The sequence below is a fragment of the Paenibacillus sp. RC67 genome (genome assembly GCF_030020805.1).
Classification (GTDB): Bacteria; Bacillota; Bacilli; order Paenibacillales; family NBRC-103111; genus Paenibacillus_S.
In genome coordinates, this window is record NZ_CP125098.1 from 7,507,656 (window position 1) to 7,528,595 (window position 20,940).

Sequence of the window (20,940 nt, forward strand, 5' to 3'; positions counted from 1 at the left end):
CTCACGAACATTGCGTTATTCTACACCTAACTCCGTGCCTTCGAGGTTAAGGTTCAGCTTGTCGCTAGTAACCTCATCCTCGTCGTCCATTTCCTTCATTTCGATTTCTTGCTCATCTCCAGAGAGGATTTTAACGTCCATACCCAAGCTCTGAAGCTCTTTGATCAATACTTTAAAGGATTCCGGAACACCAGGCTCAGGAACGTTTTCACCTTTAACAATCGATTCATATGTTTTAACACGGCCGACAACGTCATCGGATTTCACAGTCAAAATTTCTTGCAGTGTATAAGCGGCACCATAGGCTTCCAGCGCCCAAACCTCCATCTCCCCGAAACGCTGTCCACCGAATTGAGCTTTACCGCCCAATGGTTGCTGAGTAACAAGAGAGTAAGGACCAGTAGAACGGGCATGGATTTTGTCGTCAACCATGTGCGCCAGTTTAATCATGTACATGATCCCAACTGTAACTTCACGTTCGAACTCTTCACCCGTACGACCATCATACAGTTTTGTTTTACCGCTGCGGTTCATACCTGCTTCTTCCATCGTATCAAATACGTCATATTCACGCGCACCATCGAATACCGGTGTTGCTGTATGAATACCAAGGAAGTTGGCGGCCATACCCAAGTGAACTTCAAACGCTTGACCGATGTTCATCCGGGAAGGAACACCCAGTGGGTTCAGAACGACCTGTACAGGAGTTCCGTCCGGCATGAACGGCATGTCCTCTTCAGGCAGAATACGCGCGATAACCCCTTTGTTACCGTGACGTCCAGCCATTTTATCGCCTTCGGAAATTTTCCGTTTTTGAGCGATATAAACGCGAACCAGTTGATTAACGCCTGGTGGCAATTCATCACCGTTCTCGCGGGTAAACACTTTGACGTCCACTACGATACCGTCGGTACCATGAGGTACACGAAGGGAGGTGTCACGAACTTCACGAGCTTTTTCACCAAAGATGGCATGCAGCAAACGTTCTTCCGCCGTTAATTCCGTAACCCCTTTAGGTGTTACTTTACCAACGAGAATATCGCCTGCACCGATTTCGGCTCCGACACGAATAATGCCTCGCTCGTCCAGATTCTTCAGCGCATCCTCACCAACGTTCGGAATATCGCGTGTGATTTCTTCTGGTCCAAGCTTCGTATCCCTAGCTTCGGATTCATATTCCTCAATATGAATGGATGTGTAAACATCCTCTTTAACTAGCTTTTGGCTCAACAAGATAGCATCCTCGTAGTTATAGCCTTCCCATGTCATGAACGCTACGACCACGTTGCGGCCCAATGCCAATTCTCCCATTTCGGTAGATGGTCCGTCAGCCAAAATATCTCCGACACGAACCTTCTCACCTTTGTGGCAAATTGGACGTTGGTTGATACAAGTACCTTGGTTAGAACGCATAAACTTATGCAGCTTATGCTTGATCAAATCACCGTTAACGAGTTTGCCATCTACCATTGCTTGACGACGAACCCAAATCTCGTTAGCAGAAACGCGTTCTACCACGCCGTCTACTTTGGAAACAATACATACCCCAGAATCTTTCGCTGCTTTATGCTCCATCCCTGTACCTACTAGAGGCGCTTTAGGAATTAGCAATGGCACGGCTTGACGCTGCATGTTCGAACCCATGAGGGCACGGTTGGAGTCATCATTTTCCAAGAAAGGAATAAGCGCCGTAGCAACAGATACTACTTGTTTCGGTGAAACGTCCATATAGTCAACGCGTGCTTTAGGCAGCGTCAAAATATCATCTTTATAACGAACGATTACAGAATCATTCGCAAAAAATCCTTCTTCCGTAAGCTCCGCATTCGCTTGTGCAACAACGTAGTTATCTTCCTCGTCCGCTGTCAAATAAGCGATTTGCTCGGTTACGACTCCCGTCTTCGGATCTACCCAACGATATGGAGCTTCAATAAAGCCATACTCGTTAATTCTCGCGAAAGTAGACAAGGAGTTGATCAAACCGATGTTCGGACCCTCTGGAGTCTCGATAGGACACATACGACCATAGTGAGAGTGATGGACGTCACGGACTTCAAAGCCTGCGCGCTCTCTCGTCAAACCACCAGGACCCAATGCGGACAAACGACGTTTATGCGTCAATTCAGCCAATGGATTCGTTTGGTCCATAAATTGAGACAATTGGGAGCTACCAAAAAACTCTTTAATCGATGCAATAACAGGTCTAATATTGATCAGAGCCTGTGGTGTAATCACGTTTGCATCCTGAATGGACATCCGTTCGCGAACTACGCGTTCCATACGGGATAAACCGATACGGAACTGATTCTGAAGCAGCTCACCCACTGAACGCAAACGTCTATTGCCCAGGTGGTCAATATCATCGGTGCTACCAATGCCATGCAGAAGATTGATGAAGTAGTTAATAGACGAAATGATGTCTGCAGGCGTGATGTTCTTAACCGACTTATCGATCTTACCGTTAGCAATCACTTTGACAACCTTACCGTCTTCGATAGGCGAATATACATTAATGCATTGGAATGGAATGCGTTCCATTTCCGTCACACCGTTAACTGCTGTATACTCATTGAAACCTACGTTGTTCTCCAAATGTGGAAGAACCTCATCAAGAAGACGACGATCTAGCAATTGGCCTGCTTCAGCAATAATCTCTCCTGTTTCCGGATCGACCAAAGTTTCTGCCAAGCGCTGATTAAACAATCGATTCTTGATGTGCAGTTTTTTGTTGATTTTGTAACGACCGACGTTAGCCAAATCATAACGCTTCGGATCGAAGAAACGAGCTACTAGCAAGCTTCTCGCATTATCCAGCGTAGGAGGCTCACCTGGACGAAGACGCTCATAGATTTCAATCAGCGCTTTATCCGTAGAGTCAGTGTTATCCTTATCTAAGGTGTTGCGAATATACTCATCGTCACCGAGCAGGTCCAAGATTTCCGCGTCTGTGCCAAAGCCCAAAGCTCTCAGCAGAACAGTAACCGGAATCTTCCTAGTACGGTCAATCCGAACATAAATGATATCCTTAGCATCCGTCTCTAACTCCAGCCATGCGCCGCGGTTAGGAATAACGGTAGCCGTATATGTTTTCTTGCCGTTTTTGTCCACTTTCGTGCTAAAATAGACGCTAGGAGAACGAACCAGCTGACTGACGATAACCCGTTCGGCACCATTGATAATAAATGTCCCTGTTTCCGTCATCAAAGGGAAATCTCCCATAAATACTTCCTGCTCTTTGACTTCACCAGTTTCCTTATTGATCAAGCGCACTTTCACACGAAGCGGAGCTGCGTAAGTAACGTCGCGTTCTTTGGACTCATCCACTGAATACTTAGGTTCACCTAAGCTATAATCGATGAACTCCAATACCAAATTCCCCGTAAAGTCCTGAATCGGGGAAATATCCTGAAACATTTCACGCAATCCTTCTTCCAAAAACCACTCATATGATTTTTGTTGGATCTCAATCAAGTTCGGAACGTCCAGAACTTCATGAATCCGAGCGTATGACCTGCGTTTGCGTCGACCTAATTGAACAAGATGACCCGCCAACTTTGATTCACCCCTCATGTCTACTCAATAGAACAAAATAAAAGCCTCTCCTGAAGCCTTCTCGAGTAAATACTGTTGAAGTGATACTTCTTTTGGAAGCTTCTAAATGCATCAACTTTCATGTTACCATAATTTTCTCCATACCTTTTAGGTTTTACCTAAAATTTAAACATTATACGTCGAAAGCTTAAACTTTATTCACCTAGGTACGAAAAAAATGTCTTGACATTTTAGCATACTAAAGACATATAACCCAATATTAATGCTGACATTTTATAATAATACCACATACAAAATGTCAAGTCAACATAATTGTATTACTGTCCACTTATTTCACAGCTTTTATAATTCGATAGCCTTTATCCTTATCCACTTCTACCACTTTCGAGAACAAACTCTCTAGTTTAGCAAAGGCAGACGGTGCGCCTTGTTTTTTCTGGATAACAATCCATAGAGAACCGTTAGGCTCAAGAACTTCATAAGCCTGTTCAAAAATTTGATGAACCGTCTCTTTGCCGGCTCGAATCGGAGGATTGGTCAGAACAACATCGTACTTGCGGTCTAGCACCTCAGCCAGCTTATCGCTTTGCAAAATATCCACGTTAACGATCTGGTTGCGCTGCGCATTGGAGCGAGCAAGTTCTAAGGCTCTTTCATTAATATCTACAAGAGTGACTTTCCCCCGAGGTACACAATACGCGGCGGCGAGCCCGATAGGTCCATAACCGCAGCCTACGTCGAGCACCTGAGCGTCTTCAGGCAGCTGCATCGCAGCGATCAACACCTTAGACCCATAATCGACCCCCTTTTTAGAAAAGACTCCGGCATCGGTAACAAAGGTAAACTTACGACCTCTCAGCGTTTCTTCAACTGTATGTACGTCATGTGCCGCAGTCGGTTTTTGCGAATAGTAATGGTCGTTTATTGCTCTCACCTCCTAAAGGTTTTCTATTAAGAAAACCGACATCGTAAGCATTGCCCTTAGAAGAAAAGAAGACCCCCTGAAGTAATAAGCTCCAAGGGGTCTTTCGAAAACAGAAACTATTTTACTTCTACAGCTGCGCCTGCTTCTTCAAGCTTAGCTTTGATAGCATCAGCGTCTTCTTTGCCCACTTTTTCTTTGATTGGTTTAGGTGCGCCGTCAACCAAGTCTTTAGCTTCTTTCAAACCAAGACCAGTGATTTCGCGAACTACTTTGATAACGTTGATTTTGGAAGCACCAGCGCTAGTCAAGATTACGTCGAATTCTGTTTGCTCAGCTGCTTCAGCAACTGCGCCTCCAGCTACTACTGCTACAGGAGCTGCTGCAGTAACGCCGAATTCTTCTTCGATTGCTTTAACAAGATCGTTCAATTCCAAAACTGTCATGCCTTTGATGGCTTCCAAGATTTGCTCTTTACTCATGGTATATATACCTCCAGTTAATTTTTGTTTTTTTGGGGTTTAACTACAAAGCTTATTAAGCTTCTTGTGCGCCGCCGTCTTTTTCTGCCACAGCTTTAACCGCAAGGGCGAAGTTGCGTACAGGAGCTTGGAGCACGCTGAGCAACATGGACAGCAAACCTTCTCTGGAAGGAAGCTCGGCCAGTGCTTTGATTTGATCAAAATCAACAACTTTACCTTCTACTACACCTGCTTTAACGCTAAGATGCTCGTTTTTCTTTGCGAAAGCCGTCAAGATTTTCGCTGGAGCTACGACATCATCTTTACTGAAAGCGATGGCAGTTGGACCTGTCAAATACTCATCCAATGCGCTCAATTCAGCATCCGCTGTAGCACGCCTAGCCAAAGTGTTTTTCAATACTTGGAACTCAATGCCTGCTTCACGCAGTTGTTTACGAAGCTCAGTTACTTGAGCCACGTTCAATCCACGATAGTCAGCAACGATAGTGCAAGAGCTTTCTTTCAGCTTGCCAGCTACTTCTGCAACTTGCTGAGATTTTTGCTCAAGAATTTTCGCGTTTGCCATTTTTGCACCTCCTAAAAGTTTTCGTGAGAAAACGGTCTCCGTAATCATAAAGTAAGTTTTCATAAAGAAAACGGACTCGCCAGTTACCGTATTAACTTATCTCGTAAACATTCCGTTAGTGTCCCGTTCAATACGTTCTATCGGTCATGTCTGCGAAGGCTTCCGCATGATTGCAAAAAATGCCTCCGCAGACACTGCGAAGGCATGATGATTCACGTTATCTTTGATTTGATGCAAAGAAACCCGATTCTATATCATAACACCTCGGCAGGAAATTAAGCTGAAACCAGCACCTGCTGTCTACGGTAAGTCATATTCAATTATCAACTTAGATAGGTTAGCATGTGCGACTTAAAAAGTCAACCGCCAAGCTTATCCTTATCTAAAGGTTTGTACGTTTACACGCGCGCTAGGTCCCATAGTCGAGGAAACAGCGATGTTTTTCAGGTATACACCTTTAGCAGCCGCAGGCTTCGCTCTGTTCAAAGCATCAACCAATGCACGGAAGTTGTCAGCCAACTTCTCAGCATCAAAGGATACTTTGCCGATAGGAGCATGGATTTGACCAGCTTTATCCAAGCGGTATTCGATTTTACCAGCCTTGATCTCCTGAACTGCTTTAGTTACGTCAAACGTAACTGTACCAGCTTTAGGGTTAGGCATCAAACCTTTACCACCCAAGATACGTCCCAGCTTACCCACTTCACTCATCATGTCAGGGGTAGCTACGCACACATCAAAGTCGAACCAACCTTGTTGGATCTTGTTAATCATGTCTTGATCGCCAACGAAATCAGCGCCAGCAGCTTCTGCTTCTTTTGCTTTTTCGCCTTTTGCGAATACAAGAACACGTTTAGTTTTACCAGTACCGTGTGGCAATACAACTACGCCACGAACAGCTTGGTCTTGTTTACGAGGGTCTACACCCAAGCGAACTGCTACTTCAACGGTTTCGTCGAATTTAGCAGGTGCCGCTTTTTTCACAAGCTCGATAGCTTCCAACGGTTCGTAAACCGCTTCAGCATCTACAAGCTTAGCAGCTTCCAAATACTTTTTACCGTGTTTAGGCACTTTGTTTGTCCTCCTCTGTGGTATTAGCGGAATATCCTCCCACTGATAGTGCAATCTTTACATGATAAAATATCATGTCGATTGTCACCGATAGTGTAACTATTACATCACGCGAAGCGATGCCAGTTATCACCGATAGTGCAACCGTTACATCACATAAAGCGATGTTGGTTGTCACTCAATATGCATCCTGTTACAACAGGAATTAGTCTTCGATTACAACACCCATACTGCGAGCAGTACCTTCGATCATACGCATTGCAGCTTCAACGGAAGCAGCGTTAAGATCGGGCATTTTTTGTTCAGCGATTTCACGGACAGTTGCACGTTTAACAGTAGCAACTTTCTTTTTGTTAGGTTCGCCGGATCCTTTTTCGATTTTTGCAGCTACACGGAGCAATACAGCAGCCGGTGGAGTTTTGCAAATAAACGTAAAGGAACGATCCTCGAATACTGTGATCTCAACAGGAATAATCAAACCTGCTTGGTCTGCAGTACGAGCGTTAAACTCTTTACAAAAAGCCATGATGTTAACACCTGCTTGACCCAAAGCCGGACCAATTGGAGGAGCCGGATTCGCTTTACCAGCAGGAACTTGAAGTTTAACAATCTTGATAACCTTTTTTGCCATTGTGTGACACCCCCTTGCACGTAGTGTGGCGGCCCAACACGATCTAGAGCTTTTCTACTTGGTGGTAATCGAGCTCCAGAGGCGTTTCCCGCCCGAACATGTTCACATGTACCTTAAGCTTAGCTTTGTCGATAAGAATTTCTTCTACAGATCCGACAAAGTTCGCGAATGGTCCCACTTTTACACGTACGGTTTCTTTCAGATCGAAGTCAATCTTCGGTTTCGGTTCATCCATGCCCATATGCTTGAGAATAGCCTCCACTTCTTCAGGAAGCAGCGCCGTTGGCTTCGAACCGGATCCTGTCGAACCGACAAAACCCGTTACACCCGGTGTATTACGCACAACATACCAGGAGTCATCGGTTTGGATCATTTCGACCAAAACATAACCCGGATATACTTTGCGCATAACCGTTTTCTTCTTGCCGTCTTTATTCACAAGCTCTTCTTCCATCGGAACCAGAACACGAAAGATTTTATCCTTCATATCCATCGATTCAACGCGTTTTTCCAAGTTTGCTTTGACCTTATTCTCATACCCGGAATAGGTATGTACGACGTACCATCTTTTATCCATTTCCATATTGGCCACCTATGCTCCCGTTTTATTAAAAACAAGACGAAGCAGCTCAGAAATGCCTAAATCAAGTACGTAGAAGTAAATGGTTGCAAAGACAACTGTAAACAGAACGACGAGCGTGTAGCTGGTCAATTCCTTACGACTTGGCCACTTCACCTTTTTCAATTCGGACCAGCTGTCCGTAAAAAAGAAAACGTGTTGCCGAATCCTTGCTTCATTCTAGCCAAAAAGGACACAACTACACCTCCAAGAAACTACCTAGTTTCGCGATGAGCGGTATGTTCATTGCAAAACTTGCAAAACTTCTTCAACTCCATGCGGTCTGGATTGTTGCGCTTATTTTTATTGGACGTATAGTTTCTTTGCTTGCAGTTCGTGCACGCTAACGTGATTATAACCCGCATGATGTACACCTCCTACGGACCAGCCTCGAATTTTTAAACCTTAAAGGTTCAGCAAAAAAACGCCTTACAGTTTTAAGGCTACCTATGTACTTTAGCACAGCACCATTTAGGTGTCAAGGGAAACCTATTACTACCATTACCGCTCATCCGCCTTCGCCTATAAGTAATAGTATGGTCGAAACTTGACTTCTGTAAACCTCTGCAAAAACGAAAGCTAACAATTCCGTCTTATTAAAAAAAATAAAGCACCCTCTTCTTACGTCGGGTGCTTTCCTATGCGTCTCTAACTTCCAAATATCGTTCCAGCTTTCGCTTAACGCGCTGCAAGGCATTATCAATCGACTTCACATGACGGTCCAAATCTACCGCTATCTCCTGATAGGAACGACCGTCCAAATAAAGCATTAGCACTCTTCGTTCAAGATCGCTCAGGATTTCTCCCATTTTATCTTCCAACCCGCTGAACTCTTCTTGATTGATAATCAGCTCTTCCGGGTCCGTCACGCGGGTACCACAGATGACATCAAGCAAGGTGCGATCAGAGTCTTCATCATAAATGGGCTTGTCCAACGAAACGTATGAATTCAGAGGTATATGCTTCTGACGGGTAGCGGTTTTAATGGCTGTAATGATCTGACGGGTGATACATAACTCTGCAAAAGCCTTAAAGGAGGCGAGCTTATCTCCTCGAAAGTCCCGAATCGATTTATATAAACCTATCATACCTTCTTGTACGATATCTTCCCTGTCTGCGCCTATCAAAAAATAAGAGCGCGCTTTGGCTCGAACGAAGTTCTTGTACTTGTTAATCAAGTACTCCAATGCGTCGCTGTCTCCGTCGCGGACCGCATCGACAATGTCTTCATCTGCCTTGAGGTCATATTCGTACATTCTCAGTTCTTTGAGGTCGACACTCACGGACAATCCCTCCGGCCTGGCAAGACTACGATTCCTTAATACCCATGAAAGATAGGATAAGTATACATTATGTAATCTAATATCGTCAACCAAATTCCATTCTAGCAAAAGCCGGGAAATGGCCGAATATTACTGGCCTCTCCGCCACTTTTCGAACAGGTCCTTCACGTCGCCCTTCAAATTGCTGTCGAATGTATTCCTTTTCCCTGTAGGCTCGTCCTGTATTTTGTGTTGAATATCCCGCTTCGACTGCCGAATCTTGATCAGAAGCTCACCGGCCGGTACACGAAATGCCCCTTTACCAAAGATAACGTGCTGCTCTGTCATGTCGGAGGTAGCTACATAAATTTGTTTGCGGCGACCGATGTTTTCTGTTACAAGCCGCTCGATGAGCTCATCCGCCGTCTCTTTTTCCTTGGTGTAAAAAATACGCAGCTTACTCTGGACGTACTTGCCACCGAGGCCAGGTACGAAGTAAGCATCAAAAACAAGCATCACTTTGGTTCCTGAAAAAGACTGATATTCCGCCAATTGCTCAATTAATCGGTCGCGCGCTTCCTCCAGGCTGATATCCTTTAATTTTTGCAGTTCCGGCCAGGCACCGATAATGTTGTATCCATCTACAATGAGGATTTCCTGGATCATTTCACGTAACCGTCTATTTCGCGGTTAAACGTTGGCGTACAACCTCGTACATAAAGACGGACGCCGCCACCGACGCATTCAACGAATTGATGTGCCCGAACATCGGAAGCTTCAGCAGAAAGTCACATTTTTCTTTGATCAGTCTACCCATACCTTTATTTTCATTGCCGATGACCAGAGCGAGTGGCATGTTCAGATTGGTCTTATACAACGGCTGCTGCGCGGCAACGTCGGTGCCTGCCACCCATATGCCCTGCTCCTTCAGCTGCTCTATCGTTTGGGCTAAATTCGTTACTCTTGCCACCCGCACGTACTCGACTGCACCAGCCGAGGTTTTGGATACCGTAGCAGTCAACCCTACCGATCTACGCTTCGGTATGATCACGCCATGCACCCCTGTACAGTCTGCTGTACGAAGAATCGAGCCCAAGTTATGCGGATCTTCAATCTCATCTAAGATAAGAATGAATGGTTCCTCATTGCGACTTTGGGCAAGTGCCAGTATGTCTTCCACTTCTACGTAATCATAAGCTGCAACCTGGGCCACAACACCCTGATGCTGCACATCTTCCACCATTTGATCCAGCTTGCGTTTATCCGCAGTCTGAACAATAACCCCATTCTGCTTCGCTTCGGCAATAATGGGCTGCGTCAGCTGTTTTTGCGCATTTTCAGCAATCCATATTTTGTTGATAGTTCTTCCCGAACGAAGTGCCTCAAGCACGGAATGCTTGCCAGCGATAAATTCCTCCATAGGTTGTCTCTCCTTCTTAAGGCGATTTGCTCTAGCTTTACTGCACTTTGCCCTCATCACGTTCCAAGGACAGCATGAGCAAATACTGAAGTCTTTCTAATCGTTTCATGTAATACAAATAACCAATCAAGCATTCGAACGCCGTACTGTGACGATATTCCAATATATCTGCATTTTTAGCGGATGTTCCTGATTTGGCATTGCGCCCCCGCTTCACAATATCCGTTTCTTCCTCCGTCAGCAATGGCATCCATACTTGCAAAGCTTTGGCCTGCGCTCTTGCCGATACGTACTGAGTAGAAAGCTTGTGCAAATGGTTCGGCCGGTGATTCGCTTTAGAGATCACATATTGCCGAACGAATACTTCATAGATCGCATCGCCTATATAAGCCAACACGATGGGATTTAACTGCTGCGGGTCTTTGGCCGGCGGAAAACAGAACAGATTGAAATCGATGGAGAATGGCTCCTTCATCATTTCCGCCGCCAACGGATACCCTGTGCTGTATCCTCAAGAACAATGCCGCGCTCTATAAGCAAATCCCGAATCTCATCAGCACGCGCCCAGTTTTTGGACTTCCGAGCTTCGGTACGCTCCACGATCAGCTGCTCAATCTCATCATCCAGCAGCTCTTCTTCCGCTTTGGATAGTATACCCAAGATACTATCCATCTTTTCAAAATGCTCAAGCAGCAGGTTCAGTGCGCCGCTTGTTACATTTTCTTGCTGAACATACGGGTTAGCAATGTTAACCAGCTCAAAGACGGATGTAATCGCGTCCGGCGTATTAAAATCGTCGTTCATTTTAGCTTCAAATTGATGGATTGTATCCGCTGCTGCAGCCACCAGCTCATCATCAGCGTGACCTTCCGGTGCACTGGCAATACGGTGCTTAATGTTGGCAATGCAATTCTCGATACGTGCCAAGCCGTTCTTAGCCTGCTCGATCGTTTCATCACTAAAGTTAAGCGGATTGCGGTAATGCGCAGACAGCATGAAGTAACGAATAACTTGTGGACTGATCGTTTTCAGAAGCTGATTGACGTTCACTCCGTTACCCAGCGATTTGGACATTTTCTCATTGTTTATGTTGATGTAGCCGTTGTGCATCCAGTAATTGGCCATCGCATGGCCGGTAAAGCATTCGGACTGGGCAATCTCACATTCATGATGCGGAAATTGAAGATCCTGGCCTCCACCATGAATATCGATGGTATGACCCAAATATTTGTTAACCATCGCGGAGCATTCAATATGCCAGCCAGGTCTGCCTTCGCCCCAAGGACTCGACCATGAAATCTCCCCTGGCTTCGCTGCTTTCCATAAGACGAAATCTTGCGGATTCTCTTTACGCTCATCGACCTCTACCCGAATACCGAACTGCAGCTCCTCTAGGTTTTGATGGGACAACTTGCCGTATTCAGCAAATTTAGTTGTCCGAAAATAGACGTCCCCACCGTTTTCATAGGCGTAGCCTTTTGCAGCCAAGCTTTCGATAAAAGCAATGATCTCGTCGATATTTTCCGTTACACGAGGATTTAAAGTCGCCTTGCGGACTCCCAGACCTTCGGTATCCTCATAAAACTTCTGAATGAACATATCGGCTACTTCGGGAACCGTCAGCTCCATTTGAGCAGCCTTTTTGATCAGTTTGTCATCCACATCGGTGAAATTGACAATATAGTTTACATCGTAACCGATAAATTCTAGATACCGTCTCACCACATCAAAGAAAATGACCGGACGGGCATTGCCGATATGAATGTAATCATATACCGTGGGTCCGCAAACATACATCTTCACTTTTCCCGGCTCCAGAGGCTGGAACGTTTCTTTCGCGCGGGTGAGCGTATTATAAATTTTTAGCGCCATAACTTTGAACGCCTCCATTCTGAGTCTGTAATTCGTTGACTTGCTGCTTAAGCTCATCTATTTGGTCCTGCATTTGCCGGAACATATCGATAACAGGGTCCGGCAGGTTATTATGGTCCAATCGTCCGACTCGTACACCATCCCGCTTCACAATCCGGCCCGGATTGCCTACAACGGTACAGTTAGGTGGGACTTCACGCAGCACGACGGCATTGGAGCCGACATTCGAGTTGTCTCCTACGGTGAAAGAACCAAGCACCTTGGCTCCGGATCCGATGACGACATTGTTGCCGATCGTCGGGTGGCGTTTTCCCTTCTCTTTCCCTGTTCCCCCGAGGGTAACGCCTTGGTACAATACGACATCATCGCCGATTTCACAGGTTTCCCCTATAATAACACCCATGCCATGATCTATGAAAAACCGACGTCCGATAACGGCTCCCGGATGTATCTCAATTCCCGTCATAAAGCGGCTGAATTGGGAGATGACTCTTGCTGTCGTGAACCATTTTCTTTTGTAAAAGAAATGAGCCACGCGGTGCGCCCAGAGCGCATGCAGACCGGAATAAGTAAAAGCCACTTCAAACCAGCTGCGGGCAGCAGGGTCGTTCTCAAAAATCGTTTCGATATCTTCCTTCATCGACTTGAACATGATGACTCACCATCTCCTCATCCAGCTAGCTGCAGGCAACCCATACAATGATATTAAAAAACGCCCCTACAGCCATTTACGGCTGCAGAGGCGTGAAAAGTGCGCGGTTCCACTCTGCTTTGGACCTATTTCTCGTCCATCTTGGCGTTCGTAACGTGAACGTGACGGCATGACTACCCTTACTTCCCGCATAGGAAGAAGCTCATCAGTGCGGCTCCCAGGTGCATTTCTGATTAACGGGAATGGACAACTTACAGCTCAAGCATCGCGTTAGCGGCAGCTCGGTCGCCCTCTCTGTAAATCCCTGCTCAATCGTACTCTCCTGTTCAACGCCTCGGCTTTATCAATGTTATTTAGTATAACGAAAAATCGTAAGGTTTACAATAACTTCTTCAGGCGGGCAACGACCTTGTCTTTTCCAAGCAAATACAAGCTCATGTTCAGATCAGGTCCATGCACTTGTCCAGTTAAAGCAACGCGAATCGTCATGAACAATGCCTTGCCTTTGTACCCTGTCTCTTTTTGCACGGCTTTCAGCAGAACCGGGATGTTCTCCACAGCGAACGACTCCGCCTGCTCTACCTGCTGCAGGAAGCTTCCCAATACAACAGGAACATACTCCTCGGCAAGGACCGCCTTCGCTTCCTCGTCTTCAATCGATACATCCTCTTGGAAAAAGAGATCCGAGAGCGAGACAATTTCTGCAGCGTACTGCATTCTGTCTTGATTAAGCCCGATAAGACGACTTACCCATTCCTGCTGCTCTGCCGTAAGCTCCTGAGGAACACGGCCTGCTTTTTGCAAGTGCGGAAGCGCCAGCTCCACTACATGGGATGGCTCGGCTTTTTTCAAGTAATGATTGTTCATCCAGTTCAGCTTATCCATATCAAAGACAGCCGGACTCTTAGAGAGACGTTCCAAATCGAACTGAGCAATCAGTTCTTCTTTGGTGAAAATCTCCTCTTCACCTTTCGGTGACCAGCCAAGCAGCGTAATGAAGTTTAATACGGCTTCTGGCAAGTAGCCAAGCTCCTTATATTGCTCGATGAATTGAATGATAGACTCGTCGCGTTTGCTCATTTTTTTGCGGTCTTGATTTAAAATTAGCGCCAAATGGGCAAATTCAGGCACAGGAAGCCCCAAAGCTTCATACATCATAATTTGTCTCGGTGTATTAGAGAGGTGCTCCTCACCGCGGATAACGAGCGTGATATTCATCAAGTGGTCGTCCAAAATAACTGCAAAATTGTAAGTTGGGATACCATCCGGGCGTACGATGATAAAATCACCGATTCCGTTTGATTCGAACTCTACATGATCGCGGATGAGATCCTCGAAAGCAATGATTTTATCTTCAGGTACACGGAAGCGGATAGAAGGCTTGCGGCCTTTATATTGTTCAACCTGCTCCGGTGTCAAGTGACGGCATCTGCCGGAGTAGCGCGGCATTTCACCTTTAGCTTCCTGCTCCGCCCGCTCCTGCTCAAGATCTGCTTCCGAACAATAGCAGTGGTACGCGTGACCGCTTTGAAGCATGTTCTCCACGTACGGACGATACAAATCCAAACGCTCGGTTTGACGGTAAGGACCATGTGGTCCGCCCACATCGACACTCTCGTCCCAATCCAGACCAAGCCATTTCAAGCCATTCAACTGGCTTCCGATTCCGGACTCCATATGGCGGGTTTGATCCGTATCCTCGAATCGAATAATAAACTGCCCGTTTTGCTTACGAGCGATCAAATAGTTGAATAAAGCCGTACGTGCACCACCGATATGAAGATGGCCTGTTGGGCTTGGTGCATATCTTACGCGAAATTGATCTGACATTACTGCTGCTCCTCTCCTATCTGCAAAACCGTTAACCAAATTAGTAGTTATGATAGCACACCTTGAATCAAACAAACAACCGATTGCGCAGCGATTCCTTCGCCTCTACCGGTAAAGCCTAACTGCTCCGTCGTCGTTGCTTTCACATTCACTTGAGAAGGCTCCGCTTCCAGTGCTTCCGCGATTCTTTGTACCATAGCAGCGATGTAGGGGGCCATCTTCGGCTTCTGAGCAATGATCGTTGAGTCGATATTTCCGAGCTTGTATCCCGCTTCCTTGGCCAGCTTCCACACATCTAACAGCAGCTGGTAGCTGTCCGCATCTTTGTATTCCGCGGCCGTATCAGGAAAATGCTTTCCGATATCGCCTTGTCCAAGCGCACCGAGAATGGCATCGCTAATTGCATGCAGCAGTACATCCGCGTCGGAATGTCCAAGTAGTCCTTTTTCATAAGGGATGTCTACACCGCCGATAATGCATTTGCGCCCTTCCACTAATTGATGCACGTCAAATCCTTGTCCAACACGAATCATGATTTGTTCTCTCCCCTGACATTTTGTATTATCCATGTAGCCCATGGTAAATCCTCGGGTGTCGTTATTTTAATATTATAATAGTCCGCTTCCACTACCTGTACCGAGGTGCCAATTCTCTCTACGAGCATGGCATCATCCGTACCTATAAATTGGTCCTTGTCCGCCTGTTCGTACGCCTGTAGCAACAATGAAAAACGAAAAGCTTGTGGGGTCTGAATCGCCCACAAGCTGTGCCGGTCCGGGGTGGACTGGATCGTTCCCGCCGGATCGACAACTTTTATTGTATCTTTAACAGGGACCGCCAGCACGGCAGCCTCGGTCTCCATCGCTTTGTGCCAGCAAGCCATAATATGCTCTTCTGCAGCAAAAGGACGGACACCATCATGGACCATGACCCATTCCACACTTCCTTCAAGAGCCTGCAATCCTCGATATACCGAATCCTGCCGCTCCTTGCCACCGGTGATAATATGACGCACCTTCGTAAGACCGAACTGCTCCACATAGCCTCTACATCGTTCCACATCGTTTGCTCCGGTGACCAATACTATCGTATCGATCTGAGCTATTCGTTGAAATAACGCCAATGTATGTACTAGAATCGGTTTACCGTTCAGTTCTAAATACTGCTTGCTTTCCTCGGTCCGCATACGCGAGCCTTTGCCTGCTGCTACGATTACGACCCCTAACTGATTCATCGCTTTCACCTACTAGTTATCCTTTACGATGCACTCTTCCTATCATATACGTTTTAGAGTGCTTTTTCCAATAGTTTCGGTTTAGCAAAAATCATTCTACCCGCTGAGGTTTGCAATACGCTAGTGACAAGCACATCAAGAGTCGTTCCGATGAAATCACGGCCGCCCTCTACCACTATCATCGTTCCGTCATCCAGATAAGCGACTCCCTGGCCATGTTCCTTACCGTCTTTAATAACCTGAACCAATATTTCCTCGCCTGGCAACACAACCGGCTTAACCGCATTGGCCAAATCATTAATATTTAGAACGGAAACCCCTTGCAATTCGCATACTTTATTCAAATTGAAATCATTCGTAATCACTTTGCCCTGAAGCACTTTGGCGAGCTTGACCAGCTTGCTGTCCACCTCAGATATTTCCTCAAAGTCGCCTTCGTAGATCAATACTCTGACTTCAAGCTCTTTTTGAATTTTATTCAAAATATCAAGCCCGCGGCGCCCTCTGTTTCTTTTCAGTAAATCTGAGGAATCGGCAATATGTTGGAGCTCTTCTAGCACGAATTCAGGAATGACTAGTGTCCCCTCAATAAATCCTGTTTTGCAAATATCTGCAATACGTCCATCAATAATGACGCTGGTATCCAAAATTTTGTGTTCCTCAAAACCTTTACCTTCATTGGATCCATTACGATCTTTGCCTGAGCGGCTTTTGGAAAGCAGCACAATAAGTTCTTCCCTCTTAGCATAACCCAGCCGAAATCCCACAAAGCCGAACATCATCGTAAAAATCACTTGAAGCAGTGGAGAAAACAATCCTGCCTGCTCAAAAGGGGTTAACAGCATGGTAGCCATCAACAGTCCGATGACCATCCCTATCGTTCCTGCAATGAGATCTGCAATAGGCATAGCCGTTACTTTTTCCTCGCTGAGCTGCATCACATGTAAAATATAATTGACTGCCCAAGAACTGATCAAGTAAAAAAGCACGACACCGGCAAACATCATCCAGTAAGCCTCGCCATTCACTTGCTCCACACCGAACACCTTTTCTATGATTTTAAAAAATGGTTGTCCGACGGTATCACTCCATTCATACCCTAACACGCCCCCGATAACTGCAAATAAACATTGGAACCATCTTTTCGTCATAGAATCACCTCCAAACTTTTTATTAAAAAATGCCTCGTTACAATTATGAACCAAAAGTTTCCTGCCTAATCGTTCCAGCTCAAGAAAAAATAAAAAAAGCACTTACTTTCCCGTTAAGGAAAATAAATGCTTTTCATTTCCGCTTTTCTTACATGGATCCAGTCTCGGACTTTGCCTCGTCGATGGATTTATTCTTTCTTCTCCGTTTCGGGAAGAGACGTTCAACGTTTTTTTTTAAGCCGTACAGCGCATACAGAAGCAACGGTACGAAAATCATTTTGGATAATGTGCCTGGGAAATAATAAGCTACCGTTACAGCAATAGCTACAACTACAGGAGTAATCCAGATAGCTTTTTTCGGAATCCCGACTTTTTTGAAGTTAGGATATTTCACCGTACTAACCATTAAGTACGATAACAACAATGTGCTCAAAACCAAAATAATCGTATTTAGTTCGGTATGGAACAGCGCGAGCGTACAGAGTACACCGCCTGCTGCTGGAATCGGCAATCCGATAAAGTATCCTGGAACGCCTGCAACCACATTGAAGCGAGCCAAACGAAGCGCACCGCAAATCGGGAAAATAGCTGTTACAATCCAAGCCGCTGCTGCGGGCATGTCAGTAAAGGCAACGACGTACATAATGAAGGCTGGAGCAACGCCGAACGAAATAACATCAGACAAAGAGTCAAGCTCTTTACCGAATTCACTTTGGACATTCAGCGCTCGTGCTACGCGTCCGTCCAAGCCGTCGCACAGCATCGCGACAATGACCATAATCGCTGCCCATTCCGCTTCCCTATTAAAGGCAAGAATGATCGATATAAATCCTAAAAACAAGTTCCCTAATGTGAAAAGATTGGGAATAGATTTAGTTAGCATTATTTGTCCACCTCTGGTTATACTGTACCCTAATATAACTCATTATATTAGGCTACTTTCTGATTGTATGCAAGTTAAATATGTCTGTCAATGAGTACTTGATCTTGAATTCGTTTTAAACCCTCTTTAATCGCGCGTGCTCTGACTTCCCCAATACCGTCAACTTCATCCAATTCATCGATGGTTGCCATCATCAAGTGCGGAAGCTGACCGAATTTTTCCACCAAATTATGAATAATGATCGACGGGAGACGTGGAATTTTATTAAGCACCCGATACCCTCTTGGGGATACCGTGTCTTCTGCGCTAATACTAGCATGAGGATATCCTAAAATTCGAGCGATGTGGGAGTGATCTAGCATCTCATCCGTTGCGAGACGTCGCAGACTGTGATTAACATCTTTAATTTTTTCTTCAGTGAATTCTCTTACATAGTCTTTGACCAGTAGTAGAGCCTCGTGCTCTGTAGCACCAACAAGCTCTTCCAACTGCATACTAATAAGACGACCTTCGGTTCCAAGCTCATTGATGTACCGTTTGATTTCAGCCTTAATACGAAGTACCATCTCGATTCGCAGTACCACATTCGTCACGTCATGCAAGGTAACCAGCTCTTCAAATTCGGAAGCACCCAGATTAGTCATAGCTTGGTCCAACACTGACTTGTATTTCTCCAATGTCTGAATCGCCTGGTTCGCCTTGGTCAAAATAACTCCCATATCTTTCAGGGCGTACCGCAAATTCCCCTGATACAACGTAATGACGTTTCGTCTTTGGGAGATGGACACCACGAGCTTGGAAGTTTGTTTAGCGACTCGCTCGGCGGTTCGGTGTCGGATCCCCGTTTCAGAAGATGAAATGGATGAGTTCGGTATTAGCTGCGTATTGGCGTAAAGTATACGCTTCAAGTCTTCGCTCAGTATGATTGCACCGTCCATCTTGGCCAGCTCGTACAAATAGTTCGGTGAGAAGTCACAGTTAATGGAAAAGCCTCCGTCCACAATTTCCATTACTTCCGGACTATATCCCACGACGATCAATGCACCTGTCTTCGCCCGCAGCACGTTCTCGAGTCCGTCTCGAAATGCTGTCCCCGGTGCTACCATCTGCAGAAGCTGGCTCATGACATCTCTTTTGGTTTCTTCCTTGCTCATGTTGTCCCTCCTAAGGACTTTCCGAAGGAAAGTCTACTTCGTAAACAATATCTCTGGGTTTTCCGTAGGAAAACCTACTTCGTAAGCCTAAAGTTAGGACTTCCCGAAGGAAAGCCTGCTTCTGGCATTACGCATTCTATTGTTAACATTATTATCCTTTTTAAAAGCCCTCGCGTTTTTATCCTAAGGCAACCTTTAACGCTTCGGCTACTGTATTCACTCCTATTACTTCTATACCCGAAGGAGGCGTCCAACCCTTCAAGCTTTTTTCCGGTACGATAACGCGGCGAAATCCAAGCTTCTCAGCTTCCTTGACTCTTTGATCCACTCGTGATACCCCTCTCACCTCACCGGTTAGGCCTACTTCGCCAAATACCACATCAAAAGGCTGCGTAGGCTGCTCCCTTAAGCTGGAGGCTATACTTACAGCAATGGCAAGGTCAACTGCCGGTTCATCGAGCTTTACCCCACCGGCTACATTAACGTAAGCATCCTGGTTTTGTAAAAACATCCCCATCCGCTTCTCAAGCACCGCTATGATTAAAGCAAGACGATTGTGATCAATCCCCGTTGCCATTCTTCGCGGAGAAGGGAAATTGGTCGATGAGACCAGAGCCTGAAGCTCAACTAGAACGGGCCGCGTTCCTTCCATACTCGCTACTACAGTAGAACCTGATACCCCTAGAGGCCGCTCCGACAAAAATAGCTCCGAAGGATTGTTAACCTCTACCAATCCGCTTTCCTGCATTTCAAAGATTCCAATTTCATTCGTGGAACCGAACCGGTTCTTCACGGCTCGCAGCAGCCGGTAGGAGTGGTGGCGCTCCCCTTCAAAATAAAGCACGCAATCCACCATATGCTCAAGCATTCTTGGGCCTGCAATGGCACCCTCTTTAGTAACATGACCTACAAGAACCGTTGCGATCCCTTTGATCTTTGCGATTCTCATAAAATGTCCTGTGCATTCTCTTACCTGAGATACACTGCCAGGTGCCGAGCCGATTGCGGGATGGTATACCGTCTGTATCGAATCGATGACGACAAAGTCAGGCTGCACTTCTTCAATAGCCGCTTCAATTAATTCCAGATTCGTTTCACACAGTACGAACAATTGTTCCGATGTCGCATTCAACCGATCTGCACGCAGTTTTGTCTGCCTTACTGATTCCTCACCTGAAACGTACAGCACCTTCTGATTGCTTAGGGTCAAATCATGTGAGGTTTGCAGCAGCAGCGTAGATTTACCTATACCCGGATCTCCGCCAACAAGCAGTAGGGATCCCGGTACCACTCCGCCGCCCAGAACCCGATTCAATTCTTTGTTCCTTGTAACGATGCGCTGCTCTTCGCTGCTTTTTATATTTATGATCGAAACTGGCTTTTCTTTCGACTTCAGTATGGAAGAGGACATACCTTGTGTCTTCGTGACGGTTTCCACTTCTTCAACAAATGTATTCCATGCCTGACAGCCGGGGCACTTCCCCACCCATTTCGGCGATTCATAGCCGCACTCTTGGCAGCAGAACTTCGTTTTTTGCTTTGCCATTTATTATTCTCCCTGGTGTTATTCCATCCGTTGCCTATCCCATCTTATCAAAGTTTACCATTTTGTGGGGGTAAAGAAAACCCTTCTGGCCCAT

General features: G+C 45.9%; 22 protein-coding genes, 1 pseudogene and 1 other annotated feature. Of the genes and pseudogenes, 1 reads left to right on the forward strand and 22 read right to left on the reverse strand.

All coding sequences use genetic code 11. The annotated features are described in order from the left end of the window. Positions 1–15: 15 nt before the first annotated feature. The 15 genes and pseudogenes from rpoB to cysE all read right to left on the reverse strand — a co-directional run bounded on the left by rpoB (position 16) and on the right by cysE (position 13,048). Complete coding sequence (rpoB, locus tag QMA13_RS34075) at positions 16–3,570, reverse strand: DNA-directed RNA polymerase subunit beta (protein WP_282938118.1); 3,555 nt, start codon at positions 3,568–3,570, stop codon at positions 16–18. Positions 3,571–3,880: 310 nt separating this feature from the next. Next, positions 3,881–4,477, reverse strand: coding sequence for a class I SAM-dependent methyltransferase (locus QMA13_RS34080; RefSeq protein ID WP_282943679.1), 597 nt, complete (start codon positions 4,475–4,477; stop codon positions 3,881–3,883). 116 nt (positions 4,478–4,593) lie between these two features. Further along, positions 4,594–4,956: a 50S ribosomal protein L7/L12 gene (rplL, locus tag QMA13_RS34085; RefSeq protein WP_282938119.1), complete on the reverse strand. Its 363-nt coding sequence runs from the start codon at positions 4,954–4,956 to the stop codon at positions 4,594–4,596. Positions 4,957–5,011: 55 nt separating this feature from the next. After that, complete coding sequence (gene rplJ, locus QMA13_RS34090; RefSeq protein ID WP_282938121.1) at positions 5,012–5,521, reverse strand: 50S ribosomal protein L10; 510 nt, start codon at positions 5,519–5,521, stop codon at positions 5,012–5,014. Between the two features lie 166 nt (positions 5,522–5,687). After that, positions 5,688–5,845, reverse strand: a sequence feature (ribosomal protein L10 leader region). Between the two features lie 54 nt (positions 5,846–5,899). Next, on the reverse strand, positions 5,900–6,592 hold the full coding sequence (gene rplA, locus QMA13_RS34095) for a 50S ribosomal protein L1 (RefSeq protein WP_282938122.1): 693 nt from the start codon (positions 6,590–6,592) through the stop codon (positions 5,900–5,902). A 205-nt stretch (positions 6,593–6,797) separates the two neighbouring features. Continuing rightward, the gene (gene rplK, locus QMA13_RS34100) at positions 6,798–7,223 is read right to left on the reverse strand and encodes a 50S ribosomal protein L11 (protein ID WP_028552028.1); all 426 of its coding nucleotides are present in this window, start codon (positions 7,221–7,223) and stop codon (positions 6,798–6,800) included. Positions 7,224–7,266: 43 nt separating this feature from the next. Continuing rightward, positions 7,267–7,800: a transcription termination/antitermination protein NusG gene (gene nusG, locus QMA13_RS34105; protein WP_282938123.1), complete on the reverse strand. Its 534-nt coding sequence runs from the start codon at positions 7,798–7,800 to the stop codon at positions 7,267–7,269. 15 nt (positions 7,801–7,815) lie between these two features. Continuing rightward, positions 7,816–8,039, reverse strand: a pseudogene (secE, locus tag QMA13_RS34110) (preprotein translocase subunit SecE). 18 nt (positions 8,040–8,057) lie between these two features. Then, positions 8,058–8,207 (reverse strand): 50S ribosomal protein L33, encoded by a 150-nt coding sequence (rpmG, locus tag QMA13_RS34115; protein WP_028552031.1) that lies wholly within the window; start codon positions 8,205–8,207, stop codon positions 8,058–8,060. 273 nt (positions 8,208–8,480) lie between these two features. Next, entirely contained in the window at positions 8,481–9,125 is a 645-nt protein-coding gene (gene sigH, locus QMA13_RS34120; RefSeq protein ID WP_028552032.1) for an RNA polymerase sporulation sigma factor SigH, read from the reverse strand. A gap of 129 nt (positions 9,126–9,254) precedes the next feature. Beyond that, positions 9,255–9,770, reverse strand: a complete 516-nt coding sequence (locus QMA13_RS34125) for an NYN domain-containing protein (RefSeq protein WP_282938127.1) — start codon at positions 9,768–9,770, stop codon at positions 9,255–9,257. Positions 9,771–9,783: 13 nt separating this feature from the next. Further along, positions 9,784–10,524 (reverse strand): 23S rRNA (guanosine(2251)-2'-O)-methyltransferase RlmB, encoded by a 741-nt coding sequence (gene rlmB, locus QMA13_RS34130; protein ID WP_282938129.1) that lies wholly within the window; start codon positions 10,522–10,524, stop codon positions 9,784–9,786. 37 nt (positions 10,525–10,561) lie between these two features. Continuing rightward, positions 10,562–11,002 (reverse strand): Mini-ribonuclease 3, encoded by a 441-nt coding sequence (locus QMA13_RS34135; RefSeq protein ID WP_282938131.1) that lies wholly within the window; start codon positions 11,000–11,002, stop codon positions 10,562–10,564. Continuing rightward, a complete protein-coding gene (cysS, locus tag QMA13_RS34140) occupies positions 10,999–12,396 on the reverse strand; it encodes a cysteine--tRNA ligase (RefSeq protein WP_282938133.1) in 1,398 nt (465 codons plus the stop codon). The genes QMA13_RS34135 and cysS overlap by 4 nt, the downstream gene beginning before the upstream one ends. After that, the gene (cysE, locus tag QMA13_RS34145; RefSeq protein ID WP_282938134.1) at positions 12,377–13,048 is read right to left on the reverse strand and encodes a serine O-acetyltransferase; all 672 of its coding nucleotides are present in this window, start codon (positions 13,046–13,048) and stop codon (positions 12,377–12,379) included. The genes cysS and cysE overlap by 20 nt, the downstream gene beginning before the upstream one ends. Positions 13,049–13,095: 47 nt before the next feature. On the opposite strand from cysE, the gene QMA13_RS34150 reads away from it, so the two are divergent. After that, on the forward strand, positions 13,096–13,221 hold the full coding sequence (locus tag QMA13_RS34150; protein ID WP_282938135.1) for a hypothetical protein: 126 nt from the start codon (positions 13,096–13,098) through the stop codon (positions 13,219–13,221). Between the two features lie 205 nt (positions 13,222–13,426). Here the strand turns inward: QMA13_RS34150 and gltX are convergent, their stop codons facing one another. From gltX to radA, 7 genes are all read right to left on the reverse strand, one after another. Next, a complete protein-coding gene (gene gltX, locus QMA13_RS34155) occupies positions 13,427–14,878 on the reverse strand; it encodes a glutamate--tRNA ligase (protein ID WP_282938136.1) in 1,452 nt (483 codons plus the stop codon). A 47-nt stretch (positions 14,879–14,925) separates the two neighbouring features. After that, positions 14,926–15,411 (reverse strand): 2-C-methyl-D-erythritol 2,4-cyclodiphosphate synthase, encoded by a 486-nt coding sequence (ispF, locus tag QMA13_RS34160; protein ID WP_282938137.1) that lies wholly within the window; start codon positions 15,409–15,411, stop codon positions 14,926–14,928. Then, on the reverse strand, positions 15,408–16,112 hold the full coding sequence (gene ispD, locus QMA13_RS34165; RefSeq protein ID WP_282938139.1) for a 2-C-methyl-D-erythritol 4-phosphate cytidylyltransferase: 705 nt from the start codon (positions 16,110–16,112) through the stop codon (positions 15,408–15,410). Before ispD ends, ispF begins: the two co-directional genes overlap by 4 nt. A gap of 53 nt (positions 16,113–16,165) precedes the next feature. After that, positions 16,166–17,263 (reverse strand): PIN/TRAM domain-containing protein, encoded by a 1,098-nt coding sequence (locus QMA13_RS34170; RefSeq protein ID WP_282938141.1) that lies wholly within the window; start codon positions 17,261–17,263, stop codon positions 16,166–16,168. 148 nt (positions 17,264–17,411) lie between these two features. Continuing rightward, the gene (pssA, locus tag QMA13_RS34175; RefSeq protein ID WP_282938142.1) at positions 17,412–18,146 is read right to left on the reverse strand and encodes a CDP-diacylglycerol--serine O-phosphatidyltransferase; all 735 of its coding nucleotides are present in this window, start codon (positions 18,144–18,146) and stop codon (positions 17,412–17,414) included. Between the two features lie 74 nt (positions 18,147–18,220). Continuing rightward, positions 18,221–19,300, reverse strand: coding sequence for a DNA integrity scanning diadenylate cyclase DisA (gene disA / locus QMA13_RS34180; protein WP_282938143.1), 1,080 nt, complete (start codon positions 19,298–19,300; stop codon positions 18,221–18,223). A 178-nt stretch (positions 19,301–19,478) separates the two neighbouring features. After that, entirely contained in the window at positions 19,479–20,846 is a 1,368-nt protein-coding gene (gene radA / locus QMA13_RS34185) for a DNA repair protein RadA (RefSeq protein ID WP_282938145.1), read from the reverse strand. Positions 20,847–20,940: the final 94 nt, after the last annotated feature.

Coding starts and splice junctions, on each gene's coding strand:
- rpmG (WP_028552031.1), bottom strand. CDS start 8,207: ATGCGGGTTATAATCACGTTAGCGTGCACGAACTGCAAGCAAAGAAAC.
- cysE (WP_282938134.1), bottom strand. CDS start 13,048: ATGTTCAAGTCGATGAAGGAAGATATCGAAACGATTTTTGAGAACGAC.
- rpoB (WP_282938118.1), bottom strand. CDS start 3,570: ATGAGGGGTGAATCAAAGTTGGCGGGTCATCTTGTTCAATTAGGTCGA.
- pssA (WP_282938142.1), bottom strand. CDS start 18,146: ATGCTAACTAAATCTATTCCCAATCTTTTCACATTAGGGAACTTGTTT.
- gltX (WP_282938136.1), bottom strand. CDS start 14,878: ATGTCAGATCAATTTCGCGTAAGATATGCACCAAGCCCAACAGGCCAT.
- QMA13_RS34170 (WP_282938141.1), bottom strand. CDS start 17,263: ATGACGAAAAGATGGTTCCAATGTTTATTTGCAGTTATCGGGGGCGTG.
- rplJ (WP_282938121.1), bottom strand. CDS start 5,521: ATGGCAAACGCGAAAATTCTTGAGCAAAAATCTCAGCAAGTTGCAGAA.
- rlmB (WP_282938129.1), bottom strand. CDS start 10,524: ATGGAGGAATTTATCGCTGGCAAGCATTCCGTGCTTGAGGCACTTCGT.
- QMA13_RS34125 (WP_282938127.1), bottom strand. CDS start 9,770: ATGATCCAGGAAATCCTCATTGTAGATGGATACAACATTATCGGTGCC.
- nusG (WP_282938123.1), bottom strand. CDS start 7,800: ATGGATAAAAGATGGTACGTCGTACATACCTATTCCGGGTATGAGAAT.
- rplL (WP_282938119.1), bottom strand. CDS start 4,956: ATGAGTAAAGAGCAAATCTTGGAAGCCATCAAAGGCATGACAGTTTTG.
- QMA13_RS34135 (WP_282938131.1), bottom strand. CDS start 11,002: ATGATGAAGGAGCCATTCTCCATCGATTTCAATCTGTTCTGTTTTCCG.
- disA (WP_282938143.1), bottom strand. CDS start 19,300: ATGAGCAAGGAAGAAACCAAAAGAGATGTCATGAGCCAGCTTCTGCAG.
- cysS (WP_282938133.1), bottom strand. CDS start 12,396: ATGGCGCTAAAAATTTATAATACGCTCACCCGCGCGAAAGAAACGTTC.
- radA (WP_282938145.1), bottom strand. CDS start 20,846: ATGGCAAAGCAAAAAACGAAGTTCTGCTGCCAAGAGTGCGGCTATGAA.
- rplK (WP_028552028.1), bottom strand. CDS start 7,223: ATGGCAAAAAAGGTTATCAAGATTGTTAAACTTCAAGTTCCTGCTGGT.
- ispD (WP_282938139.1), bottom strand. CDS start 16,112: ATGAATCAGTTAGGGGTCGTAATCGTAGCAGCAGGCAAAGGCTCGCGT.
- ispF (WP_282938137.1), bottom strand. CDS start 15,411: ATGATTCGTGTTGGACAAGGATTTGACGTGCATCAATTAGTGGAAGGG.
- QMA13_RS34150 (WP_282938135.1), top strand. CDS start 13,096: ATGATATTAAAAAACGCCCCTACAGCCATTTACGGCTGCAGAGGCGTG.